This window comes from Burkholderia sp. PU8-34, from assembly GCF_053427725.1.
Map to the genome: position 1 here is coordinate 145,344 of NZ_JBSAXC010000001.1, position 21,743 is coordinate 167,086.

Here is a 21,743-nt window from a genome sequence, read left to right on the forward strand (position 1 = left end):
GTCATCGCACACAATGCTCAGTCCAACGCGGCGGATCTCCCCGTTCGGGCCGGGTGTCAGAATTGCCGGCATTTCAAGGGCCGAGTCCTGCGCCTAACGGGACCCGGCTCTTTCCGTTGGGACTCGATGCGCTTGCGGTTGCGACAGAGCCGGGCGCACCAGTCAAAATTTCCGTTCGATGCGACCACGCGGAATCCGCGGTTTGCATACCAGGTCAGGATCGCCGCAACGTTCGCTCGGAACTGCTTGACGAGTCGGCCTCCGAAAGTCCCCGGTGGCACGTCGGTCGTCGACGCGATCCGTGTACATGCTTACCTCCGCTCTCGCGTTTAGTTCGATAACGGTATAAATACTATGAGAACCTTGACCCTGGCCCAAGATGTAAGTCCGATTCAGAAGTAGAGACGTTCGGCGTGATGTGCCCGATCGGACACGAAGGCCACGCGATGAAGACGAGCAAGTTTACGGAAGAGCAGATCGCATTTGCACTGAAGCAAGCGGATCGGGGCACGGCGGTCGAAGAGGTCTGCTGCAAGCTCGGAATCAGTGAGGCGACGTTCCACAACTGGAAGAAAAAATTCGGAAGTTTGGGGCCTTCTAAGTTGCGCCGGTTGCGATTGCTCGAAGACGAGAACGTGAAGCTAAAGCGGCTCATGGCGGACCTGAGTCTGGACAGGACGTACTCGCAAAACATGCTCTTCAGCCCGCTCGCCGATGCACGTTGATGGATGAAATGCGTGATCGCTATCGGACGAGTCTGACAAAGACCTGTGCGTTTTTTGGCATATCCCACTCGCTGTATCGATATCAGTCGGTCGCGCGTGATTCTTCGGCGCTGCTCACGCGTATTAAGGACCTACGTCCACACGTGTGCACTACGGATATTGGCGCGTGCACATGGTTCTGCGACGGGAAGGCTGGCGCGGCAATTGCAAGCGCGTCTATTGGCTGAATCGGGCGGGAAGCCCGTCGTTACGGCACGAGCGGCCGCAGCGTAACAAATCGGGATAGCGACGACAGCCCAAGCATCTCATGACCGCGATCAACGAAATCGAAGTAGGGAATTCATTGCCGATTCGATGTTCGATAGACCGCGGCCTCGTACTTTGACCACATCGTCGACATTTACACGAGAGAGTGCGTGGCCATCGAGATCGGTCAGAGCTTGAATGGAGAGCATGTTGCCGAGGCGATGATGCGCATCACCGCTTTGCGTGGGCATCCGGCGACGATCAAGATCGACAACGGTAGCGAGTTCATCTCGAAGGCAATGGATCGCCGGGCGTACGAAAACGATGTCGAACTGGATTGCAATCGCCCAGATGCGCCGACTGACACGCTAAGGTCGAAAGCTTCAACGAACGCTTCCCGCAGGAGTGCCTGAATACGCATTCATTTGTTCTTGTCATTGGCAGACGCACGGAGCGAAATCGACGACTAGCGCACGTACTATAACGAGGTTCGCCCCCCACTCTACATTGCGGCGGATGATGACAGCCGAAATCGCCCGTCAGGCGAGGAAATCCGACTCGCCTGATAACCGAACCACGCTGGAAATCTCCGCTTCTGAACGGGACTAATTTTGGTTAACGGTCAATGCTCGACCGCGACGCGAACATAATCGCGGCTTCATCAAGCGCGCGCCGGCGCGCAACCGGACGGACGCTCATTCCCCCTCCAACTCGCCCTGGTCCCGCTCCTTCAAGTAAACACCGCAAGCGTCGGATAAGCGTGCGACACTTGAGGCGCGCGGTTTGACCGAGGACCGGAGTCGTCGATCTCAAGCACATCGCAGCGCCGGCAATGTCATCGCCCCGCCGGATAACTGATATGCTGCCGGCTCAGCGCACGCTGCCAGCCGGGCTTCCGGTCACTGGTTCTCCAGTACCGCCGCATCGGTCGAACGCGTCGCGTCGAGCGTCACCGACCCGCTTCAGCAGGAAATGAGACAGCGCCGGAATGAGTACGAGTGCGCCAACCATATTCCAGAGGAACATGAAAGTCAGCAGGATGCCCATGTCGGCCTGGAATTTAATCGGCGACCATGCCCAGGTGATCACGCCGGCCGACATGGTCAGGCCGACCAGTGCGACCACCCGCCCAGTGAACTGCAGCGAGCGCATGTACGCTTCGCGCAGCGGTACGCCGGTGCGCTGAAACGTCAGCTGAATGCTGAGCAGGTACAGTGCATAATCGATACCGGCGCCCACACCCAGCGCGATCACGGGAAGCGTCGCCACCTTCGCGCCGATGCCCAACTGCACCATCAGCGCCTCGCAGAGCACCGACGTGATCAGTAGCGGCACCAGCGCGACAATTACAGCCCTCCAGCTTCGGAATGCAATGAAGCAGAGCATGACAACCGCGGCGTAGAGCAGCAGCAGCATCCGGTGCTGCGCTTCCTTGACGACGATGTTCGTCGCAGCCTCGATCCCAGCCGAGCCGGCGGCCAGCTGGAACCGGCGCTCAGGCGTATCGTGGTGGCGTCCGAAGAACTCCGCCGCGTTGACGACGCGCGTCAACGTGTCGGCCTTGTGGTCGCTCAAATAGGCGATCAGCGGCGACACTGCGCAATTCGGCTCGGCGAGCTCGGGATGGTCCGTCATCACTTGCTCGAGCGCCGTGTTGAGCACGGACGTATCGCGCGGGATCGTCAACCACTTGGGATTGCCTTCGAACTGTCCCGACGTGCTTTGACGCACCATGTCCGCCGCCGATGCCGTCGCCTTCACGCCGTCGACCTCCCGGAGATAGGCGCCGAGCCGGTCGAGTTCGGTCAGCGTCTGGAAATCCTTGCAATGCCCTGGCGGCGTCGCCAGCATCACCACAAACTGGTCGCTGGACAGCGCGTAATGCGCATTCACGAACGCGCTGTCCAGGTTATAGCGCGAGTGAGCGCGAAGTTCGGGTGCACCGGGGTCAAGATCGCCGGTCTTGAGTTGCTGGCTGACTTCGAACGCGCCGAGTCCGAGCACGAGCGCCGTTGCTATCGCGGCGACCGACCAGCGCCGGTCGGTGAAATGCAGCAAACTGGCCCAAACGCGTGCGCTCCATGCGTTGGTGCTGCCTGAGCGCTCGGCCTCGGCGAAACGCGCGGCCGCCTTTTTGCCGACTCCGATGTATGACAGCAGGACGGGAACGAGGAGCAGCTTGGTGAAGATCAGCACGGCCACGCCGATGCTGGTCGTCAACGCCAGATCGCGGATCACCGGCACGTCGATCACCATTAGCACCGCGAACCCGACAACATTCGTCAGCAGCGCGGCGAACCCCGTGAGAAAGAGCCGTCTGAACGTGTAGCGCGCCGCCACGTAACGATGCGCACCGCGCGCCACGTCCTGCACGATGCCGTTCATCTTCTGCGCGCCGTGCGACAGGCCAATCGCGAAGACAAGAAAAGGTACGAGAATCGAATAGGGATTGAGCACGTAGCCGAGCAGCTGCATCAGCCCGAGCAGCCAGACTACCGCCAGCGCCGACACACCGACCAACAGCAGCGTGCTGCGCAGATCGCGCATGAATGCATAGACGAACAGGGCGGCAATCACAGCGGACAGGCCAAAGAACACCATCACGTGGCTCAGGCCGTCGATCAGATCGCCGACGATCTTCGCGAACCCCACGATGTGGATCTTGACGCTCGCGCTTTCCATCGGCCCGAGCTTCGCGTTCAGGTCCCGGGAGAATGCCGCGTAGTCGAGCGGCTCGTGCGTTTCGGGGTTGGTATCGAGCAGTGGCACGACTATCATGCTCGAACGCATGTCGTCGGCTACGTAGCTGCCCGCGATGCCCGCGCGCGCGATGTTGACCTTGAGCCGGTCCAGCATCGCGCGTGAGCCGTCGAAGTTGTCTGGCATGACCGGACCGCCCCGGTAGCCCTCCTCCGTCACCTGCGTCCAGCGAAGACTGGTGGTCCACAAGCCGCGCATCGCCGCGCGATCGACGCCGGGAATCAGGTAGACGGCATCGTTGACTTTCTGCAGCGTCGACAAGTAATTCTTGTCGAAGATGTCGCCGTTCTTGTTCTCTACGGCGATACGCACAACGTTGCCGAGGCCACGCAGCGCTTCCTTGTGGCTCAGGAAGTTCTGCACGTACGGATGCTGGCTCGGAATCATCTTCTCGAAGCTCGCATTGACCCGCAGATGCAGCGCGTGCCAGCCCAGGAAGAGCGTGACGACGAGTGACAGCATCAGCACCGCTGCACGGTTGTTGAAAATGAAGCGTTCGAGCCACATCCCGCTTGCGCGATCGAAGTCTTCGATGTTGCGCACGATCGGGCTCGCATTGCGATTGTCGGTTTCCACCTTCATGACGAGTGACTCACTGGAAGGTTGCGCTGTTCACGCCACTTACACCGGTCAGCGCGACCCGGTTGCGTCCTGCGGGTGCGATGCCGGTGAAGAGGTCCGGCCGAGAAATGGCGACAGCCTGGAACGTGTCGCCCTGGTCGAGGCTCATGATCAGATGACCGTCCTGGGTCGCGAACAGCAGCCGCCCGTCATCGAGAATGCATCCGCTGGTGATGCTGCCCTGCACACCGGTCGACAGCCGCTGCCAGGTCGCGCCGTTGTCGCGGGAACGGTAGGCAGAGCCGCCGATTCCATACGCGATCACGTATGCGCCCGTGCCAACGAGGCCGAAAAAGCTTCCGTTGTAGCCGGTCACGATCCGCACGAAGCGCTCGCTCGTGCGGTCGAGTCGGAACAGCACACCCTGTTCGGACGCCAGATAGACGTTGCCGCCAACGTCGGCGATCGCGTTGAAGTGGTGCATCCGGTCGTCGTCGACTTTCTCCATCCACGACGTCCAGGTTTTGCCGCCGTCGCGCGTACCAATGATCGTGCCGAACGAACCGATCGCCCAGCCGATCCGCTCGTTCTCGAACCACAGGTCCAGCATCGGCACTGCTGGGCCATCCTGGTAGTTGAGCGTGACGCCCTTCTGCAACCTGGCGGCGCGAGCGTCGCCACCGGCCGCCAGCGCGCCCAGATGCGCCTTGAGCAGATCGGCCGCCATGCGTCCGTCGATTTGCTTGACCCAGTGCTCGCCACCGTCTGTGGTGGCGAGCACCGCGCCATCATGACCTGCCGCCCACCCCTGTCGAGCCGTGACGAAGCGTACGGACACGAGATCCGAGCTGACAGGGCTCGCAACCTGGCGCCAAGTCCGGCCAGCATCGTCCGAAAGCACGATCAGGCCTCGTACGCCCATAGCGACGAGCCTCGTTCCCGCCGTCGCAATGGCGCCAAGTTGAGTCTGGGTCGCGAATCGCGTGACCTGCGCGGGCGTATCCAGCGGATCCTGAAATTTTCCGACATTCCCGGCGGGAGCGCCCGCAGACCCACTCGCGATCACCAGCAAAAACACCCAGCTCGCGACCCTACCGGCACGCGCGGCGCGAGTCCCGCCGCCGCACCGCGATTCATGTGCGCCACCAAACACTATTGAACCCCTCGTCCGGCCATCGCGTCGGCCGTGAAGTAGTTTGCCGGGAGCGGACCGCCTTTGTGGAATCCTCCGTCGACAGGAATGGAGCCCAATGCCCAAATCTGCTTGACGAAGTCATAGGCCATCTCATTGATGTTGATGGCGGCCGGCACATCATAAGCCTGCCAGATGGGGAACTGCAGGTAGCGAACGAGCTTGCCGGCGTGGTCGTACCCCTCGTATCCGACGATATTCCAGCTGTCTTCGTCGAGGTAAAACACCTTTTTGCTGTCGACGTGGCGCGCTCCGTTTTTGAGTGCAGCCTCGACGACCCAGACACGGTGAAGCTCATAGCGAACCGCATCCGAATTGACGTGATTTTTCCCTAACAGTTGGTCGACCGACGAGTTCAGGTATTTGTATACGTTGTACGGAATGAGCAGCTCCTTCTTGCCGATGAGCTTGAAGTCGAAGCGGTCCATTTTTCCGTCGAAGCCATTAAGTTCATCCCAGAGGAACAAGCCACTATTCTCGGATACGACCGTGTCGTAGGTGAACTCCGGAGCGAGCCGCACGCGCCGCTGACCAGGGGTGTAGAACCAAGCCGTCGGATCGCGCTGGTCCATGCGCCGCCATTGGACGCGCATGTCCATTTCGCCGGCCTGCGACGGAGGTCCGACGTGAATGTTGGACACTGCCGAAATCTGGTCGGCCTTGGTCTTGTGGTTATCCCAGTAATCGAAACGGTAATTCGCGCTACCGTGCGTGCTGAGTGTCTTGTTGCCTGCCGAATCGACTAGCCACCATGCATAGTTGCCAGTGAAGTATACGGGGAAGTACCGCGTGAAGAAGTTGTACATCGCCTCCTGCCCGTTCGCGGGAATCGGGAACGGAAACTGAGCATGCGCATCATCGAGCCCTGGTCCATCTCCGACGAGTTTCGGCGACATCACGCGCTTGATCGTATTGTCATAAACCCAGTCGGGGAAGCACGAGGTGCGGTGCGTCGGGTACACGTCGATGCGATAGGTCTTTGGAAACCGCTTGAACAGCTCCTTCTGCCCGTCGTCGAGGGTGCTCGCGTACTGACCCACGTTGGAAGCCGTGATCGAATGCAACGGCTTCTCATCTGCGAACGGATCGGCGTACGGCGTACCGCCCTGTGCGTTGAGCGGCTTGTATTTCGCCGGTGCATTGCACAGGCCGCCTGTCCATTCGGGAATCGTGCCTTCCTTGTTGCCCGGCCGCTCGGCCCCCAAGGGTGTGAGCTCCTTGCCGAGACGCGCCGCGTCGGCTGCCGAGGGCGCTGCCAATGCATGCGCACCGATTATCGTCGTGATGCCTGCCACCGCCAAAGTCGCTAAATAGTTCATACCGTCTCCTCCAATTCCACGAATAGATGCATGACTTCTAAACCACCGTTGCCGCGACCGGGGTCGGAACGCTCGGTACCATTCGGCTATCTGCAGTGCATAGCGTTGCTTGTTATGTGCTACCCATTGTGTGCGTCGTCCGCTGCGCATGCGTCGTCGAAAACGACGAGATTTCGCAAGCGGGTCGGCGAGTGCCGAAGACGCGGCCGCGCGCCCCGCGAATTCGCGGCTGCACAATGGCCGAAGCGGGACAGCGCGACAGGCACGCGACTTGTCGTCCCGCATCGCAGCAAATGCGCCGAGAGAAATTCGCTGTATGAATTGTAGAAATGTGGGACGAAGGCAAGACGGGCGTTGAATTGCCGCTGCTGGCGCGTGCCCGCGCGGCATGCCCAGCTGCGGCCCAGTGGGTGCCGCGGTAACGGCAATCAACCGAGCAGCGACGGATTCAGCAGCTCATGGCCCCAACTGTCGCCTCGGGGGTTGTATTCAGACTGCGCGAGCGCGGGTGTGCCGCCCCAGCCGTATTCGCAGAAGAAGCCCGATGGCGTCTGCATATAGAACGACACCATGTTGTCGTTCTGATGGCGGCCGAGCCCCATCAGGATCGGCACCTTGTGCTCCTTGGCCAGCTCATAGGTCAAACCGACATCGTCGAGCGAATCCACTTCGACCATGAAATGTTGGATGCGCTTCGTGAAGCCCGGAATGCCGAACGCAACGGAGTGACCACGCGAATTGCAATGCATGAACATCGGCGCGATCTTCTGCCCCGCCATGGCCATCCTCGCCTCGATGCTGCCTCGCATGCCGAGCGCATCGCGATAGAAACGCTCGGACGCTGCAACGCCCCGCTCGCGGATGATCATGTGCCCCAGCCCTGTCGCGCCCAGCACGAACTTGCCATGCATCGCGCGCCCCGGATGAAACGGCGCATGGCGGTCCACCTGGGGGCCGTGGAAGAGCTCCACCGGCAGGCCGGCGGGATCTTCTAGCCGAAGCAGTTCCAATACGTGCCTCTCCTCGGCTTCGGCCGTCGACGCGACTTCGAACCGCACGCCGAGTGCGCTCAGTTGCCGCTGCATCGCCCAGAAATCCTCGGGACCGGAAAGGCGAAAACCGGTATATCGCAAATCGTCCGATGCGCCTTCGTGTAGCACGACCCGTTGATGCCAGTAATCCATTCTGAGGCGCACGTCGGCGCCGTCCGCGATGCATTCCACGCCGAGAATCTGCGTCGCAAAATCACGCCAGGCCCCCAGGTCGCTCACATCGAAGCCGATATAGCCCAGTTCGGTGACGCCAACCTTGTTCATTTCGCCTCCTCCGTCAATTACGTCTGTGAAGGGTGAGTCGATCCCACCCGCTCCTTTGCCCATTGCATTTCTGCGCGTTCCCTCTTCGACGAACGTCAATTGACCTGTCGCTCGAATCCGGCCCAGTACGGCTCTCGCAACGTGCGACGAACCACCTTGCCGGACGCGTTGCGCGGCAGAGACTCGACAAAGTCGATGCTCTTCGGAACCTTGAACGCGGCAATTCGCTCGCGTGCGAACGACAGAAGGTCCGACACGTCCGCGCGTGCGCCCGGCTTGAGCACGACGACGGCCTTGACCGCCTCGCCCCATTTCGGGTCGGGCACGCCGATCACCGCGACTTCCTCGACGTCGGAATGGCCGTAGATGGCATTCTCGACCTCGGCCGGATAGATGTTTTCTGCGCCTGAGATGATCATGTCTTTTACACGATCGTGGATGTACAGGTAGCCATCCTCGTCGAGGTAGCCAGCGTCGCCGGTTCGGAGCCAGCCATCCGGATCCACCGTGGCCTTCGTTGCTTCGGGCATGCGCCAGTAACCCGCCATGTTGCTGCTCGAGCGAATCAGCACTTCGCCGACCGCATTCGGCGGCAGGTTTGCGCCCGCGTCGTCGACGATCCGGATTTCGACGCCCGGCATCGGAATGCCGGCCGCGCGCAGCCGTTTGCTACCTGGATAGTGATCGTCCGGCGGCAGGTAGACGATCACGCCGCTCGTCTCCGTCATACCGTACTGCTGGCAAAAGCCACAGCCGAACACGTCCATGCACTCGCGAAGCAGATCGACCGGCATCGGCGACGCGCCATAAACGATGCACTTCAGCCTTCCGTAGTCGACATCGCGGGCACGCGGTTGATGCACGATGATCTGAAGCGCCGACGGCACCATGAACATCTTCGAGATGCGATCACGTTCGACGAAGTCCAGCACCTTCAACGGGTCGAACTCCGGGACGACGACCCCTCTCGCGCCAAACAACAGTCCCAGCATGCCCCACAGGCTGCCGGCCGCATGCGCGACCGGCATCGCCACCAAACTCACGTCGTCGGCCGTCCACTGATACCAGCCCATCTCAGCGCTGGACGCATGCCGCTGCTTCGACAGAATGTTCTCGTGTGTCAGCATTACGCCTTTAGGCCGGCCGGTCGTGCCCGACGTGTAGAGCTGCAGGACTACGTCCGACGGATTGATCGCGACGCCGGGACTGTCCGGGATCGCGTCGGCACGCCATGCATCGAACGATGTCGCATCTTTCACCGGAACATCATCGATCGCGATAACCTTCGGGCGACCGGCGATCCGATCGAGAACCGCATTCGCCTGGACCGCAACGTCCGGGCCGACGAACACCACGTTCGCTTCGCAGTCTTCGAGGATAGCCGCCGCCTCGGCGGGAGCCAGACGCCATCCGATTGGCGTCGTCACGGCGCCAGCCTTCGCCGCGCCGAAAAACACCTCGAAGTAGCGATCGCAGTTCTTGCCCAGATATGCGATGCGTTGGCCGGGCGTCACCCCTTCGGCAATCAGCGCATGGGCGATCTGATTTGAACGGGAGTGAAATTGCCCGTACGTTGTATCGCGGCCGTCGAACGAGAGCGCGACCGCATCCGGCCGAAGAAGTGCGTGCAGCCGCGCAATCTCGGCAAGCGTCGTCATCAGTTCAATGTTGGTCGGACTCGCAGTTGCGTTCACATGTTCCTCCAGAGAATTACGGAATCCCGTCCGGTCTTCGCCTCACGCGGACCCGGCCAGGCGGGCTAGTTCACCTGATACTTCTGCACGACGTCCTCGAGTAACGTGAGCCCGTGGCCGGGGCGGTCGCTGAGATGCAGCGAGCCGTCCACGAGAAGCGGCAATCCGTCGAAGAGAATTGACGTCCATTCCATCCATTCGGCGATGAGGCCGTTCGGAACGGCGGCGATGCAGTGAGCGAAGATCTCGGGAATCAGATGACTCGCGACCGGAACGCCGAACGACTCGGCGAGCGCCGCTGCTTTCCGAAACTGGGTGATGCCGCCCATCCGGCACATGTCGACCATCAGGTAATCCACTGCGCGGGCCTTTAGCAGCCGCAGCAAGGACACCGGGTCGTAGTGGTATTCTCCGGCGCAAATCGGCATGTCCAGCGCCTGAGCCACGGCGGCCTGGCCCTCAATGTCGTGCATCGCGGTCGGATCTTCCAGCCAGAAGAGCTCGAACTCCTCCAGCGCGCGCCCCACCCGGATTGCACGAGACGGCGTCCAGGTCTGGTTGACGTCGTACAGCAGATCGACGTCGTAGCCGATCGCTTCGCGCACGGCCCGCACACGCGCCACCACATCCTTCACGTGCGCGTCACGCTCAGTGTGCGGCCGTATCTTGACTGCACGATGGCCCTGTGCGACGAGATCCGCCGCCTGGCGCTGCAGGACGTCGGGCCGATTTCCCATTGCCGCGTTGCTCTGGTAGGTCCTGACGTGATTCGCGTGTCCACCGAGCAAGCGCCATAGTGGCTGCCCCGTTTCCTTGCCCCACAAGTCCCACAACGCGATGTCGATCGCCGCTGCAGCGATATTCAGCAGTCCGCCCGGGCCGACAAAGTTGGCCGGATAGATCATCCGCGCGAGTAAGTGCTCAATTTGCCGCGGATCCTCACCGACAATCAAGTCGCCCAGATCGCGTACCATTGCTGACAGCGATCGCTGAAACTCCGGGTTCAGGCTGAAGGTATGGCCGATGCCGTCGACGCCAGCGTCGGTACGAATCCGCGCGACGACCACCGGCAGGCGACCTTGATAACGGCCAAAATTCTGCGGAACGACCGTAGAAATGACGTCGACTTGTGTAATCTTCACGGCTATTCTCTCGTACCGATGGCACGTGTGCGACCATCTGCATGCGGATCAATCGAGGCGCCGGCCACTCGCTGCGGCGCATAGGGCGAACGAAACGGTCAGCGGCGCAGTCTTCCTTCCTTGCGAAGCTGCACGCCAATCTGCTGGATGCGCGACTCGCCCTCCCGCAATGCTTCCACGCTCGTGTGCACGGAGTAGTACCCGAGAATCAGGTCGTGCGGATGCTTCACCGCCGAGCCGACGACGAACTCCGTGTCGGCCTCAGCCTCGAATTCGATGGCGTCGTCCGACTCTTCGAAGATCACCAGCTCACCGGCCTTCAGAGCATCCGGCGCGATGAGAGCGCCTCGGCTGATTGCTGTCCAGCCGATAGTCTGCCCCTTCGCAGGTTGGAATCGCCAGCGTTCGCCGGCCTTCAGCGAGACCGACAGATAGGTGATCGGAGACGGCACATTGATCGCGCTCTTTGCCACACCGTAGCGCCCCAGCAGTACCGTTGCTGGACCGTCGTGCTCGATGTCGTCCCCTTCGAGATAGATACTTTCAGCTTTGCCAAGCTCCGCTTCGGGAGGGAGCGCGATCCACAACTGAAATGCACGGACTGGGCCACCATCGCCAAAATCGCCACCGTGCCACGCACCACCCCCGGCATGCATCCATTCGAGGCCACCCTTTGAGATCTGTCCAGTACGGCCCATCGTGTCTTCGTAGCCGACGCTGCCCTCCAGCATCCACGTGATGGTCGCGATGCCCGAATGTGGATGCAGACCGAAACCCTGCGCCGATACGCCTTCGACATCAACCAGATCGAGGAAGACGAATGGACGCAGCATCTCGCCCAAGTCCGAAGGACTCATCAGGCGCGTGACCGGCCCGTGTTGATGGCCGTATGTGCGAAATACGACGTGACGCGTGGCGGCTGCTTTCGCTATCGGCGTGGAATAGGACATCGTTTGCTCCTTCGACACGGAAGTTCAGGTGACAAATCCATCATATTGAGCACCGATGTCGGCGACTAGAGCGCGCGGCCGGATTACATTCATCCATTAATTGACGCTATGATCGTGCCGCGTTGCGTGCTTCTGAGCGGCGTAGACGCGCGTGCGGCGGGCTCTGGAATACCTGAACCGCCGCACGCGCGTCGAAGCAAGGCCAAACGTGTTCGAGACGTCAGAAGGTCGTTTGCAGCGTCAGCGACACCCACGGCTTGTCGTTCCACATGAACGGACCGTTCCCACCGGCGTAATAGGACGGACCGCCGGGCATGAAACGCGTCGTGCCGCTGGTGTGACTGTGGTAACCGTTGTATTGCAGCGTGACGTTGTACTTGTTGTAGATTAGTGCGTGGAGCCCAACCGTATAGATGAGCGAGCCCTGATTCGCGATGGTCGTGGATAACGACGGCGTGTTGCCGTAGATCCCGTACATGACGAACGTCGGCATGTCGAGATCAACGCCCGGGAAGACCTGCAACCATTTCGGATCGAATTGCATCGCGGCGACGATCGAATTGTTCGTCGCACAGCTATCCCACTTGCTGCCCGTCGGGCACGCGAGTCGGTTGCCGGTGCCGTTGTAGATATCTGCATTCTTGATCGAGCCCACTCTCTGCGTAAACGCAAGTTCGGCGATCAGCATCGCCGATTCGTATAGCGGCGTCTTCTTCAGCGGCACAAGCGCATTGGCGACCAGGTTGATTGTGTCTCCACGGGCGCCGGCTGTGCCGGACGGATCAGCAGACAGGGGGCCGGCGGCCGAATTGAGCGCCGTGTTATGCCGATACGAAAGTTCGAAGCCCGTGCTCAGGTCGCCGAGGCCAGCTTCCGCACTGACGCCGAATAGCTGTGCGTTCTGGTTGTAGGACAAGTGGTAATTGGTCGCCCCCGTGACCGGATCCCGACCAAAGAGCACCCACGGTTGAGCTTCGTCGAGTCGGCGATAGTAAAAACTGAGATTGCCGCCCGCCATGAAATCGGGACTCCACGTTGCCCGAACGCCGAAGTTGTTGTGAACGTTCTTCGGCTTGAAGTCGGTGCCGTGCGGGATCGCGCCCAGCAACTGGGTCGGCCCGTAGAACAGAAAATCCGAAAGCCCAAGGTAGGTTCCACCCTCTGGCAACAGGTTGTGCTCGAACTCGAAGAAGTACTGCCCGGCCAACGACAATTGCGGCGTAACATCGGTCTGCATGTAGATCTGGCCACGCGGCAGAGCCAATTCCTTCAGCGTGGATCCCGGTGCGGCAGATCCCTTGATGCCGTCCACCGGGTTCTGCGCGTAGCTGATGCTCTGGTCGCCGAAGAAAAACGCGGTGCCCCAGACCGTCGCCAGACGACCGATCTTGATCGATGTCGAGTGTCCACCCAACTCGAAGCTTCCGTACGCAAATGCGTCGAGCAATTGCGTTCCGTTCTCGTAGTAACTGCGCGTATATGACGTGTATCGGTTACCCGCATACGAGCCGAGTGCCGAGTATGGCACCCCGGGTGCCGCGAAACCGGGATTGGATTTCACGGTATCGTTGTACGCAAAATCCTTGAATAGCGATGCGCTGACGCGAAAGCCGTAATTCTGACGGTATGAGACGGTCAATTCGGTGAGGTCAGATATTCGATTGGTCACGATACTTCCGGCGTGATCGAATTTGTATTCGGATGCATTGAATACGGGATTATTTCCGATTCCAGAATCAATGGCATTCACGCGCATTCCGCCAACGTATTGAATCGTATTATCCCATCGCCCCGCGATATCGTCCCCCAAAGAAAACTGAAAGGCGTGCGCGGTCATAGGGCCGACGAGCATCGCCCCACCGCATGCCATCGCGCCGATACTGGTATGAATTCGTGTCGCACACTTTCTGCATTTCTGTCTCACTTTGATCTCCTCACGTCATTTCGTAATATGAAAATTCGTCGCACGGTCTCGCAATAGCCTCGACCCGCACGAAGGTCGGTCATTCATGAAAGCAACGGATCTAAATCTCGGAATAATTTCTCGATGGAATGCCGCTCTAACCGTAGTACGTGCATGCAACCCGACTCGTCTGCTCGCTCGTTTATTCTTTCAAGATGGGCAAAAATCAGGCCTGCCGTCGTCGCTGCCCGGCAGTCCGATTGCACATGTCGCTGGCCACCGAGCATCGCCTGCAATCTTCAACGCATAGCCGCTCCAACTGGTGCTTCAATGTAGTCATCAAATAATCGAAACTTCGCGTCGTCCTGTCATCGTCGGAAGAGACGAATTCGCCTCCATGACGAACAACCGGTGGCCGTCTCGTCGACCAGCCTCACTGCTCAGGAGATATGCCTCCGCTGAGATTCGGTCTGATCTGCTTTAGGAACCCTGGACCGATCCTAGAGCGGGTTCTCCGGCACGCTTGACTCGGAACCAGGCGTAGAAGAAAACAAAGTTGTCAATTCGGAATCCTTGTAGTGACGGGATTCTGTGCTCTGAATTGACAACTTTCTTTGCACTTCAAACGAAATAAAGTCCTCAATTCGCATAAGTCCGCATTAAAGTTGTCAATACGCGTCCTGGACTTCGAATCCCGCTCCTAAGAGCTTGATCTTATGGACGATTCTGCGCACGTGACGCAGCCGATCGCGCTCGCGCGAACGCGCGGCACGCACCGCTTCGAAGTCTTCAGCTTGAAGCTGAAGCGGCGGCTCACATTCGATCGACGCGGCGCTGTCGATGAATGGATCGTGCTCGAGTCCGATCCGACCGTGCATGCATTCTGCGAACGCCCTGGCTATGTCCAGATCGGTGGTCACCGGTTTCTCGCCGATTTCCAGGTCTGCTACGCCGACCGTCACGAACTACTCCTCCTGCCCGATCCGGTCGCCGTGGATAACGGCAAGCCTCATGCGGATCTTGATGCTAGCGCCGTGACACTGCGCCTGCTCGAGCCCGCAGAACTGGCTGCCTCGCGGATCTGGATCGACAACTGGCAGCGGATGCTGCCCTGCCTGATCGCCACACGCGACCTTGTGTCGACCTCGCTCCTCAATGCGGTCGAACGCTTCGTGGCAACGGCTCAATCATTGCTCGCAATCGAGCGTGAATTCTCCACGGAAGATCCTGTCGTCGCGCGCGGCCGTATTCGCGCTGTTGCACGCCGGTCGCGTCAGCGCCCCTGAGTTGCGCACTGAACCGCTGTCATGGCTCACGCGCTTTACTGCTGCCGAGGCCCGACCATAAATCGCCGCAAACCTAAACCGCAAGCGTTCGATGTGACGAATGGCCAACCGTCGCGTGGACGGAGCTCGATGCGGCCGCGCGCAAGAACTTCAGGGCTCGGATGCAGGCCATCGAGCGTTACGCACGCGGCGAGCCCGTCAAGGACATCGAGGATGCGACCGGTGTCAATCGCCGACAGCTCTATCGTTTGCTCGAACGGGCACTCGAACCGCATCGCGACGGGTGAATCTTTGGGTTTCGCGCGCTCATCGCACATGTCCGCGTAACGGAGTACGTCCGCGTGCGTCCCGTCACCGTGCAAGGCGAGCGCGGCGGCAATGGTGCCGTATGAACTGCACCCCAAAAGTTGGACGTAGATCTGACCTTTGGGGTGTTTTAGGCGCCCTTTCGCAGCTGCTCGAGCGTTACCCAACCCTTGCCGGTTGGCTACGGCTGCAGCTCAAGCAGCGTCGCATCAAGCTCGATTAACGCGACACCGACGATGCGGTGCCCTGCGCGTCGGCTGCCGCCCACCTTCGGATCCGTTCACGAAACTGCTCTGCCGACACGCAGGTGTGTGGCAAGCGCGGACGGCGAGCGACCAAAAACGCCAGCGATCGCAGCGTTATCCCGCAACCGCTGGGCGGGATCCAGTCATCCCCGCGCCTCGGCTTAGCGCCGCACAGTCGTCAGCCTCTTGTGTCCCATCAGCACCTTACGATCCTTTGGCCGATACAGGCACCGCCCAGATGGTCGACGCCGGAAAGCCGGCGCGCGAACGGATATCACACTGGCGTTGTAATGGAAGCCACGAAAACGCCTACTGACTGGTGGCACATTCCCGAATCCACCGGCCAGCAACCTCTGCCAGTTGTGTAGGCACCGCATTGCCGAGTTGCCGCATCGCTTGACTCCATGAACCATCCGGCATGAACGTGTCCGGCAGGCCTTGCAACCGAGCGGCCTCACGCACCGTAAAGTACCGAGGCGCACCGGTACAGTCGACTAACATATTCTCCCCACCCGGTACACCGTGGCTTCCGGCTTTCAGCGCTTTTGCCGGCTCATCAATGGGACTTCCTTCATGACCAGGATAAATCCTCGCGCCGGCACGAAATTCGTGTTGAAAGAAATCTTTGACCCACGGGTCCCCTAGCCCAACGAAGGCATCACGACAGGTCAGCCAGGGAAGCTCTTTCGGCTCAAGGCCCGTCCGCTCCAGTTCGCGAAGAACGGCCAGCTCAACACGCGATGTTGGGCCGCAATCCGGGCGCCGCACACCGTGCCTCTCCCAGTATTGTCCGGAGACCCATTTTTCCCAAACCAGGCGTTCGACACTGTGGGTTCGACCTGGAAAAGGAGTCAGCACGCCGCAGTCTGTGCGAACACCAGCAATGAGCACTCGCTCCCGCTTCTGTGCGGCGCCGTAGTCTGCCGCGTTGACTGGAATTACAGCCACCTCGTACACATCTGGACCATCCGGTCCGGTCTCGCCGCCACGCTTCAGGCCGGCGACTATTCTTGTGAGATATTCCGCAAACGCCGGTCTGAGCAGCCCCTTAACGTTCTCGAACAAGAACCCACGTGGACGAAGCTCTCGGACAGCCCGAAGTGCTTCAGGCCACATATTGCGAGGGTCGCTCTCGCCATGTGCTCGTCCGCCCCTCGAGAAAGGTTGACACGGCGGGCCACCGGCGACGATATCAACCGCATTAATCCGACTCCAATCGACGGCCCGCACGTCTCTTTCCATTATTGTCAGCGGCTGCTCGTACCAGGAACCATGAAAGCAGTTTCGAAGGGTCTGGCAAGCGGTGGGGTTGAACTCAATCATCCACTCATGTCTGAATCCAGCTTGCATAAGTCCAAATGCCATTCCTCCGCAGCCAGCAAACAATTCTCCGCAGGTAGGGATACTGACATTCGCCAGTGTCGATTTTCCGTCCTCAGAGGACGCCTTTTGTAAATCGAAAAAAACTTGAGAATCGGCAACACACATTACACGAGCCTTCCTTGTCGAAAGCTCGTGTAGAAGCTGTATTTATCCCGTCATCTGGCCACGTTGGCGCGACGAACCAGAACGCGTGGCCACGAATGCCTCGACTGCTCAGCTCGATGCGGCGCGCCGAGTCAGACGGCTTCTTTCATGAGACCGCCGAGCGGCCCCTGTCAATCAATTGACTATCGGAAACATCTCACGTCCGGCCCGGCGTAATCGCAGACCGGCACTGCCCTCCGCTTCTGCTGCGGACACTCGAAATATAAATAGATGGATATTTTCGATAAAGATATAACCATTTATACGAATTTGATTTATACGTTGCACAAAGCCAATAACCATAATATCTTCGCAATCAAGCCATGTCGCACGCCGACAAAACCGACCAGCCATTTAAAATATTCGCCAATATGGAACACAGAAACCATACCCATGCGCTTAAAATTCAACAGTCTGTAATCAGCGACGTAATCTCATATTTGAAGGTTTGCGAAATTCCCGCCTTCTTCATCAATCCTCGTCTGGTGCAGCTCGCGCTCGAGGCGTCGTACAAGCCACAACTTGTCTTCTGGCGCGCATTGGATCGTGCGACCGTTTTGCGTGCGCTTGAGAGCTATGCACCAGGATTCAAAAACTCTCTTTCGTTCGTTGAAGAAAACGCCTACGAAATCCTAGTCGACCGGATTGACCGTATTCTCGATTTCCGCTTTCGGGACGAGCTGAACGCAGAGATTTTGCTCGCCGCGCCTCCCGCCAAACGTAAAAATCCCTTCAAGTACCTGGTCCTTCAGTTGGTGGCTCGCGGCGAAGTCGAGCGGGCTAAAGACCTGATTGCGGACAAAGCGATGGGGCCGGGTTCAGCGCTCGAACTGGTCGAGGCGCAGCTTGCCGCAAAGAAAGGTCGCCCATTCATGACTGAGTTGATGCGGGAAGCCATCGTGACCAGCCATGCATTCATCATTGACCGGCCCTTCGACGCAGTTGAGGCTGAGGACGATTAACGACTTCGCTGTCGCCGGCTCTTCGCTAGCGCGCGACAACCTTCCAACGCCCCAGTCCGCGCGAGCGGGCCCAAGACGAACCAGACGAGCACTGTTAGAACAATGACCTTCAGACCGCAGACGATTCAGATTTTTCTCCCGAGCGGCGATCCACGCGGCATTCGCGTCGCCGAAATTACCACTCGTATCGTGCAAGCCATCGACGTCCCGAGAAGCCGCATCTCCGAGTTCCTCGAAATGCGCGAAAGCGAACGCCTGTCTCTTTATGTTCTCGTCGGAGAGGCTGATGACGGCTCAGGCAATCTCGCCTACATCGGACAAAGCGGTGACCTACGGAAGCGGCTCGCAGCACACAATAACGAAAAGGACTTCTGGCAGCGCGCGCTCGTGCTGTCGACGCGAACGGAAAGCCTTACGCAAACGCACGCGCTGTTCCTTGAGAATCTCCTTATTCAGGAAGCGAGGAATGCCGGCCGGTATCGCACAGACAACTGTAACGGAGGCACAAGACCACACGCACCTGCCCCGCTGGCCGCCGACTGTCTCGAGATTTTCGATACAGGCCGCACGCTCGTTGCTTCGTTAGGCGTACCGTTGTTTGAACGGCTCGGCAACCGCGAGTCGGTCGAGAAGGCGCAGTCCCTACTGTTCTGCAAGCGCTCAAACACTGCCGCATCAGGCTACTATACGGACGAGGGATTCGTGGTGCTGCGCGGCTCGATTGGCAAAGCTGAAATCGGAAAGGGATTCCAAAGTCACTCGTTCGCGAGGCTGCGGGAGGAGTTGTTACAGCAGAAGAAAATCTCCATTCAAGATGGCGTCTTGGTATTTGACCAAGACGTATTGTTCACGTCGCCGAGCGGTGCCTCCGCGGTTGTCTGCGGGACTGCGTGCAACGGCTGGCTTGACTGGAAGGACCAGCGCGGCATCACCTTACATGAACTAAAGCGCAAGGATGAAATCGACCAAGCCTCCCAAACTCTTCGAGCGGCTGCTTAGCAATATCGGTGCGCTACCGAAGTGATGCGGCGACACGACAGTGCTTCGCTCGACGCCGTTGATTTCTTCGTTGGCGTCAGCGAGTTTTGAGTCGGACTTGAAGGTCGTTCAAGCGCTTACAAGCCAGAAATTCCGGGTGGCCGAGCTGGCAATCCCGACTGACCGACCGCATTCCGTGTAAGGCCGGGCTCGAGTGCCTCCGGAAAACGAAGGTTCAGGTGCCACCAGTTATCCCCACTTTTTGTTGGCAAGGTTGTGGATAACCGGCGAGCAGCGCAGCTAAGCGGTTGAAATGCAAGCGATCTACGGCGTAGGTGCTCGCATTGGCACGAAGGTATATGGCGGCCCATACCGCTCGAGTACCTGCGGCGGCCTAGTGCTTCGACAAATCGCCGACGCAGAGCAGCAGCCCCGCTACGCTCATGTCTTCATCGAGCTCCTCCCAGTGCAGTTCATTGCCCGAAGCTGAAATGCGCACGGCAGCACGCTGCGCTTGCGTTGCAGACAGAAGGCGAGGAAACCACGCTCGCGGAGATTGCAGTAACGGCTGCGCATTCAGGCAACGTGGAAAACCTCTCGGCATGGACCGACCGGGTCTTAGCATTGCTTCACCAGGCAGTTCGCGCACGTGCGGCCGGCAATCAATCCCTTGTATACCTCGAGAGCAATTCATCGCCGGCAATCGATTCTATGAGGCAGGACGCACGTCCATCCGTCGGCTACATCATTCGCCGGCACGACCTTCCGACTCGCCTGGCCGGAAACGTACAAGGACCGTGGTGCCTTGCTCTGAACATTGCGGATTCGAAAATCGACGACCCCGAGATACTGAAACCGGTGTACCCGGAATCATTCTTTCCGGTGCGCCGCGCCACATATGTACGGCAAATCGGCTTCAACCGCGACCTCTGGTTCCAGCATGACGCGCTTGCGCCGTTGCTCCCCCGTTTCAGACGGTTCATCCCGGTGCTGTATATCTCTCGTCACCGTTGCACACACCCTTGTTCCGAATGTAAGCTGAGCTCACCGGGTAGCTAAACAGGTATGCAGCACATCCACGCGTAGTTCGTAAGCGCTCTATAGGCGACACTCTGCCAACGGCTGTTGGGATGAGAGAAAGGTGTCCACCTAATTTGGTGGCCATCAATGGACTGTCGAGCCTAGTCAAGCAATCGATGCGCCTGAACCCGGTGGTATCGGCCTTGTTCGCGTTCGGCAAGCGGTGCCGCGATCGCGTCAAGATAATCGACTGGGATGGTAATAGCTTCCGACTGCTCCTCAAGCAACTTGAAGTCGACCGATTCATCTGGCCAAATGATGGTAGACAGTGTCGATGAGCGTCGAGTAACTGCACCAGTTGCTCGACGGCATCGATCTCGCCGTCATCCAGAACGGCTATCATATGCCCAACACAACCAGAGGAGGCAAACATGGCGACTTACATGGAACTGAAAGCCCAAATGGACGCTTTAGCTGAGAAAACTGAGGCTGCGCGCATAGCCGAGTTCCAAGCCATCGTCGACGACATCCGCGCCAAAGTCGCAGAGTACGGCATTACCGAGAGAGACATTTTCGGCACGCGTCGCGGCCGGTCGGCGAAGCAAGCAAAGGCGCCGGTGGAAGCGAAGTACCGTGACCCTAAGACCGGCGCGACCTGGTCGGGCCGAGGCCGCGCTCCAGCATGGATCAAAGATGCCAAGAATCGGAACAGATTCCTGATTCAAGAGTGAGCCACTCCGACTAGCGTTACCGCTCTTTCATCAGCAGCAAAGCCAATCACTTATTGCGACGTTTATCGTTGACACCAAGTAGAGGGAATCTGAACGTGTGCCCTTGACTTGGCTCTCCTGGATAGCCGATAAGGCAGCAAAATCGAGCGCAGCGAGTCGCTGCGCTCACCTGAGCTTGCAGGCGGCTTCGGCCGGTCAGATGCCCCCCTCAACGATTTCGTGATCGAGGGGTGTCATACGCCCTGTTCTAGGTCGATAACATGCTGGACTTCGTTTCCCCGGCGCGACGCGCCGACAACCGAAAAGGTTCGACTGCAGAAGGTTCTGACGCCTAGCTCTCGCGTCCTCCACCTGCACGGCTTCATGGATTGCTTGGATCACGCCATCGTCCTTGAGAAACCGGAAACAATTGAGCGCAATCCAAGCAACGTGCTCTGGCGTTACTTGCCTGCGGCTTTAGCCGCTTCCTCCACCCATGTACCTAGATTCTCGCGGCCCTTGTCGTTATTCCACAGGTAGTGTTTATACCCTTTGACCCGCAAGCTGCAGCAGCTGGTAGTCTCGCCCTCGAGATCAGCGATCTTGCTGATGTCGATCGTGAGGATGCCATTGCCTCTGGCGATGCTCTGCTCGATCTCGTACTTGACCCACTTGCTCTTATCGGTATTCGCTCCGACGAGAACCACCGTGGCCGACGTGCCTTCCAGCTGAGCGTCGATCCACGCCTTGATGGCCTTCTCACCTTCGCGCTCCACCTTCTCAAATTCGGCCTTGTCGATGAAGCCAGATTTGGCAGTCCCCGTGATGACATTGCTGTTACGAACGTTCATCGCCCGCTGCACGTCGTCGTATTTGAAGCTGAAGAACACTTTCCTTACCA

17 protein-coding genes and 1 pseudogene are annotated in these 21,743 nt (G+C 59.2%); 7 read left to right on the forward strand and 11 right to left on the reverse strand.

Annotated elements, in window-relative coordinates:
• The first annotated feature begins 446 nt into the window (after positions 1-446).
• Positions 447-1,580: pseudogene (locus tag ACV22Z_RS00630) on the forward strand (IS3 family transposase).
• Positions 1,581-1,841: 261 nt separating this feature from the next.
• On the opposite strand, the gene ACV22Z_RS00635 reads toward ACV22Z_RS00630, so the two are convergent.
• From ACV22Z_RS00635 to ACV22Z_RS00670, 8 genes are all read right to left on the reverse strand, one after another.
• Positions 1,842-4,313 (reverse strand): efflux RND transporter permease subunit, encoded by a 2,472-nt coding sequence (locus ACV22Z_RS00635; protein WP_448074392.1) that lies wholly within the window; start codon positions 4,311-4,313, stop codon positions 1,842-1,844.
• Between the two features lie 10 nt (positions 4,314-4,323).
• A complete protein-coding gene (locus tag ACV22Z_RS00640) occupies positions 4,324-5,370 on the reverse strand; it encodes a YCF48-related protein (RefSeq protein ID WP_448074393.1) in 1,047 nt (348 codons plus the stop codon).
• A gap of 74 nt (positions 5,371-5,444) precedes the next feature.
• The gene (locus ACV22Z_RS00645; RefSeq protein WP_448074394.1) at positions 5,445-6,803 is read right to left on the reverse strand and encodes a DUF1329 domain-containing protein; all 1,359 of its coding nucleotides are present in this window, start codon (positions 6,801-6,803) and stop codon (positions 5,445-5,447) included.
• Between the two features lie 428 nt (positions 6,804-7,231).
• Positions 7,232-8,119 carry a VOC family protein gene (locus ACV22Z_RS00650; RefSeq protein WP_448074395.1) on the reverse strand — a complete coding sequence of 296 codons (888 nt, stop codon included), beginning with the start codon at positions 8,117-8,119 and terminating at the stop codon, positions 7,232-7,234.
• A 95-nt stretch (positions 8,120-8,214) separates the two neighbouring features.
• Positions 8,215-9,777 carry a fatty acid--CoA ligase gene (locus ACV22Z_RS00655; protein ID WP_448074396.1) on the reverse strand — a complete coding sequence of 521 codons (1,563 nt, stop codon included), beginning with the start codon at positions 9,775-9,777 and terminating at the stop codon, positions 8,215-8,217.
• A gap of 101 nt (positions 9,778-9,878) precedes the next feature.
• Positions 9,879-10,955, reverse strand: a complete 1,077-nt coding sequence (locus ACV22Z_RS00660; RefSeq protein WP_448074397.1) for a mandelate racemase/muconate lactonizing enzyme family protein — start codon at positions 10,953-10,955, stop codon at positions 9,879-9,881.
• Between the two features lie 98 nt (positions 10,956-11,053).
• Positions 11,054-11,905 (reverse strand): pirin family protein, encoded by an 852-nt coding sequence (locus tag ACV22Z_RS00665; RefSeq protein WP_448074398.1) that lies wholly within the window; start codon positions 11,903-11,905, stop codon positions 11,054-11,056.
• Between the two features lie 220 nt (positions 11,906-12,125).
• Positions 12,126-13,829: a DUF1302 domain-containing protein gene (locus tag ACV22Z_RS00670; protein WP_448074399.1), complete on the reverse strand. Its 1,704-nt coding sequence runs from the start codon at positions 13,827-13,829 to the stop codon at positions 12,126-12,128.
• 695 nt (positions 13,830-14,524) lie between these two features.
• Here ACV22Z_RS00670 and ACV22Z_RS00675 point away from each other — a divergent pair.
• Complete coding sequence (locus ACV22Z_RS00675; protein WP_448074400.1) at positions 14,525-15,094, forward strand: hypothetical protein; 570 nt, start codon at positions 14,525-14,527, stop codon at positions 15,092-15,094.
• A 161-nt stretch (positions 15,095-15,255) separates the two neighbouring features.
• Positions 15,256-15,381: a helix-turn-helix domain-containing protein gene (locus ACV22Z_RS00680; protein WP_448074401.1), complete on the forward strand. Its 126-nt coding sequence runs from the start codon at positions 15,256-15,258 to the stop codon at positions 15,379-15,381.
• Between the two features lie 573 nt (positions 15,382-15,954).
• Here the strand turns inward: ACV22Z_RS00680 and ACV22Z_RS00685 are convergent.
• The gene (locus ACV22Z_RS00685; protein ID WP_448074402.1) at positions 15,955-17,133 is read right to left on the reverse strand and encodes a DNA cytosine methyltransferase; all 1,179 of its coding nucleotides are present in this window, start codon (positions 17,131-17,133) and stop codon (positions 15,955-15,957) included.
• A 362-nt stretch (positions 17,134-17,495) separates the two neighbouring features.
• On the opposite strand from ACV22Z_RS00685, the gene ACV22Z_RS00690 reads away from it, so the two are divergent.
• Both ACV22Z_RS00690 and ACV22Z_RS00695 read left to right on the forward strand, forming a co-directional pair.
• Positions 17,496-18,134, forward strand: a complete 639-nt coding sequence (locus ACV22Z_RS00690) for a hypothetical protein (RefSeq protein WP_448074403.1) — start codon at positions 17,496-17,498, stop codon at positions 18,132-18,134.
• 102 nt (positions 18,135-18,236) lie between these two features.
• Positions 18,237-19,133 (forward strand): GIY-YIG nuclease family protein, encoded by an 897-nt coding sequence (locus tag ACV22Z_RS00695; protein WP_448074404.1) that lies wholly within the window; start codon positions 18,237-18,239, stop codon positions 19,131-19,133.
• Between the two features lie 373 nt (positions 19,134-19,506).
• Here ACV22Z_RS00695 and ACV22Z_RS00700 read toward each other — a convergent pair whose 3' ends face one another.
• Positions 19,507-19,806, reverse strand: a complete 300-nt coding sequence (locus ACV22Z_RS00700) for a DUF2442 domain-containing protein (protein WP_448074405.1) — start codon at positions 19,804-19,806, stop codon at positions 19,507-19,509.
• 436 nt (positions 19,807-20,242) lie between these two features.
• On the opposite strand from ACV22Z_RS00700, the gene tnpB reads away from it, so the two are divergent.
• Positions 20,243-20,470: an IS66 family insertion sequence element accessory protein TnpB gene (tnpB, locus tag ACV22Z_RS00705; RefSeq protein ID WP_448074406.1), complete on the forward strand. Its 228-nt coding sequence runs from the start codon at positions 20,243-20,245 to the stop codon at positions 20,468-20,470.
• A gap of 93 nt (positions 20,471-20,563) precedes the next feature.
• The gene (locus ACV22Z_RS00710) at positions 20,564-20,863 is read left to right on the forward strand and encodes an H-NS histone family protein (protein WP_448074407.1); all 300 of its coding nucleotides are present in this window, start codon (positions 20,564-20,566) and stop codon (positions 20,861-20,863) included.
• A gap of 440 nt (positions 20,864-21,303) precedes the next feature.
• On the opposite strand, the gene ACV22Z_RS00715 is transcribed toward ACV22Z_RS00710, so the two are convergent.
• The gene (locus tag ACV22Z_RS00715; protein ID WP_448074408.1) at positions 21,304-21,732 is read right to left on the reverse strand and encodes a TIR domain-containing protein; all 429 of its coding nucleotides are present in this window, start codon (positions 21,730-21,732) and stop codon (positions 21,304-21,306) included.
• Positions 21,733-21,743 lie beyond the last annotated feature (11 nt).

What these genes read in the sequence shown, in the direction of transcription:
- tnpB (WP_448074406.1), top strand. Translation starts at nt 20,243, where the DNA reads ATGAGAGAAAGGTGTCCACCTAATTTGGTGGCCATCAATGGACTGTCG.
- ACV22Z_RS00665 (WP_448074398.1), bottom strand. Translation starts at nt 11,905, where the DNA reads ATGTCCTATTCCACGCCGATAGCGAAAGCAGCCGCCACGCGTCACGTC.
- ACV22Z_RS00710 (WP_448074407.1), top strand. Translation starts at nt 20,564, where the DNA reads ATGGCGACTTACATGGAACTGAAAGCCCAAATGGACGCTTTAGCTGAG.
- ACV22Z_RS00635 (WP_448074392.1), bottom strand. Translation starts at nt 4,313, where the DNA reads ATGAAGGTGGAAACCGACAATCGCAATGCGAGCCCGATCGTGCGCAAC.
- ACV22Z_RS00695 (WP_448074404.1), top strand. Translation starts at nt 18,237, where the DNA reads ATGACCTTCAGACCGCAGACGATTCAGATTTTTCTCCCGAGCGGCGAT.
- ACV22Z_RS00685 (WP_448074402.1), bottom strand. Translation starts at nt 17,133, where the DNA reads ATGTGTGTTGCCGATTCTCAAGTTTTTTTCGATTTACAAAAGGCGTCC.
- ACV22Z_RS00690 (WP_448074403.1), top strand. Translation starts at nt 17,496, where the DNA reads ATGTCGCACGCCGACAAAACCGACCAGCCATTTAAAATATTCGCCAAT.
- ACV22Z_RS00645 (WP_448074394.1), bottom strand. Translation starts at nt 6,803, where the DNA reads ATGAACTATTTAGCGACTTTGGCGGTGGCAGGCATCACGACGATAATC.
- ACV22Z_RS00700 (WP_448074405.1), bottom strand. Translation starts at nt 19,806, where the DNA reads ATGAATTGCTCTCGAGGTATACAAGGGATTGATTGCCGGCCGCACGTG.
- ACV22Z_RS00650 (WP_448074395.1), bottom strand. Translation starts at nt 8,119, where the DNA reads ATGAACAAGGTTGGCGTCACCGAACTGGGCTATATCGGCTTCGATGTG.
- ACV22Z_RS00655 (WP_448074396.1), bottom strand. Translation starts at nt 9,777, where the DNA reads ATGACGACGCTTGCCGAGATTGCGCGGCTGCACGCACTTCTTCGGCCG.
- ACV22Z_RS00680 (WP_448074401.1), top strand. Translation starts at nt 15,256, where the DNA reads ATGCAGGCCATCGAGCGTTACGCACGCGGCGAGCCCGTCAAGGACATC.
- ACV22Z_RS00675 (WP_448074400.1), top strand. Translation starts at nt 14,525, where the DNA reads ATGGACGATTCTGCGCACGTGACGCAGCCGATCGCGCTCGCGCGAACG.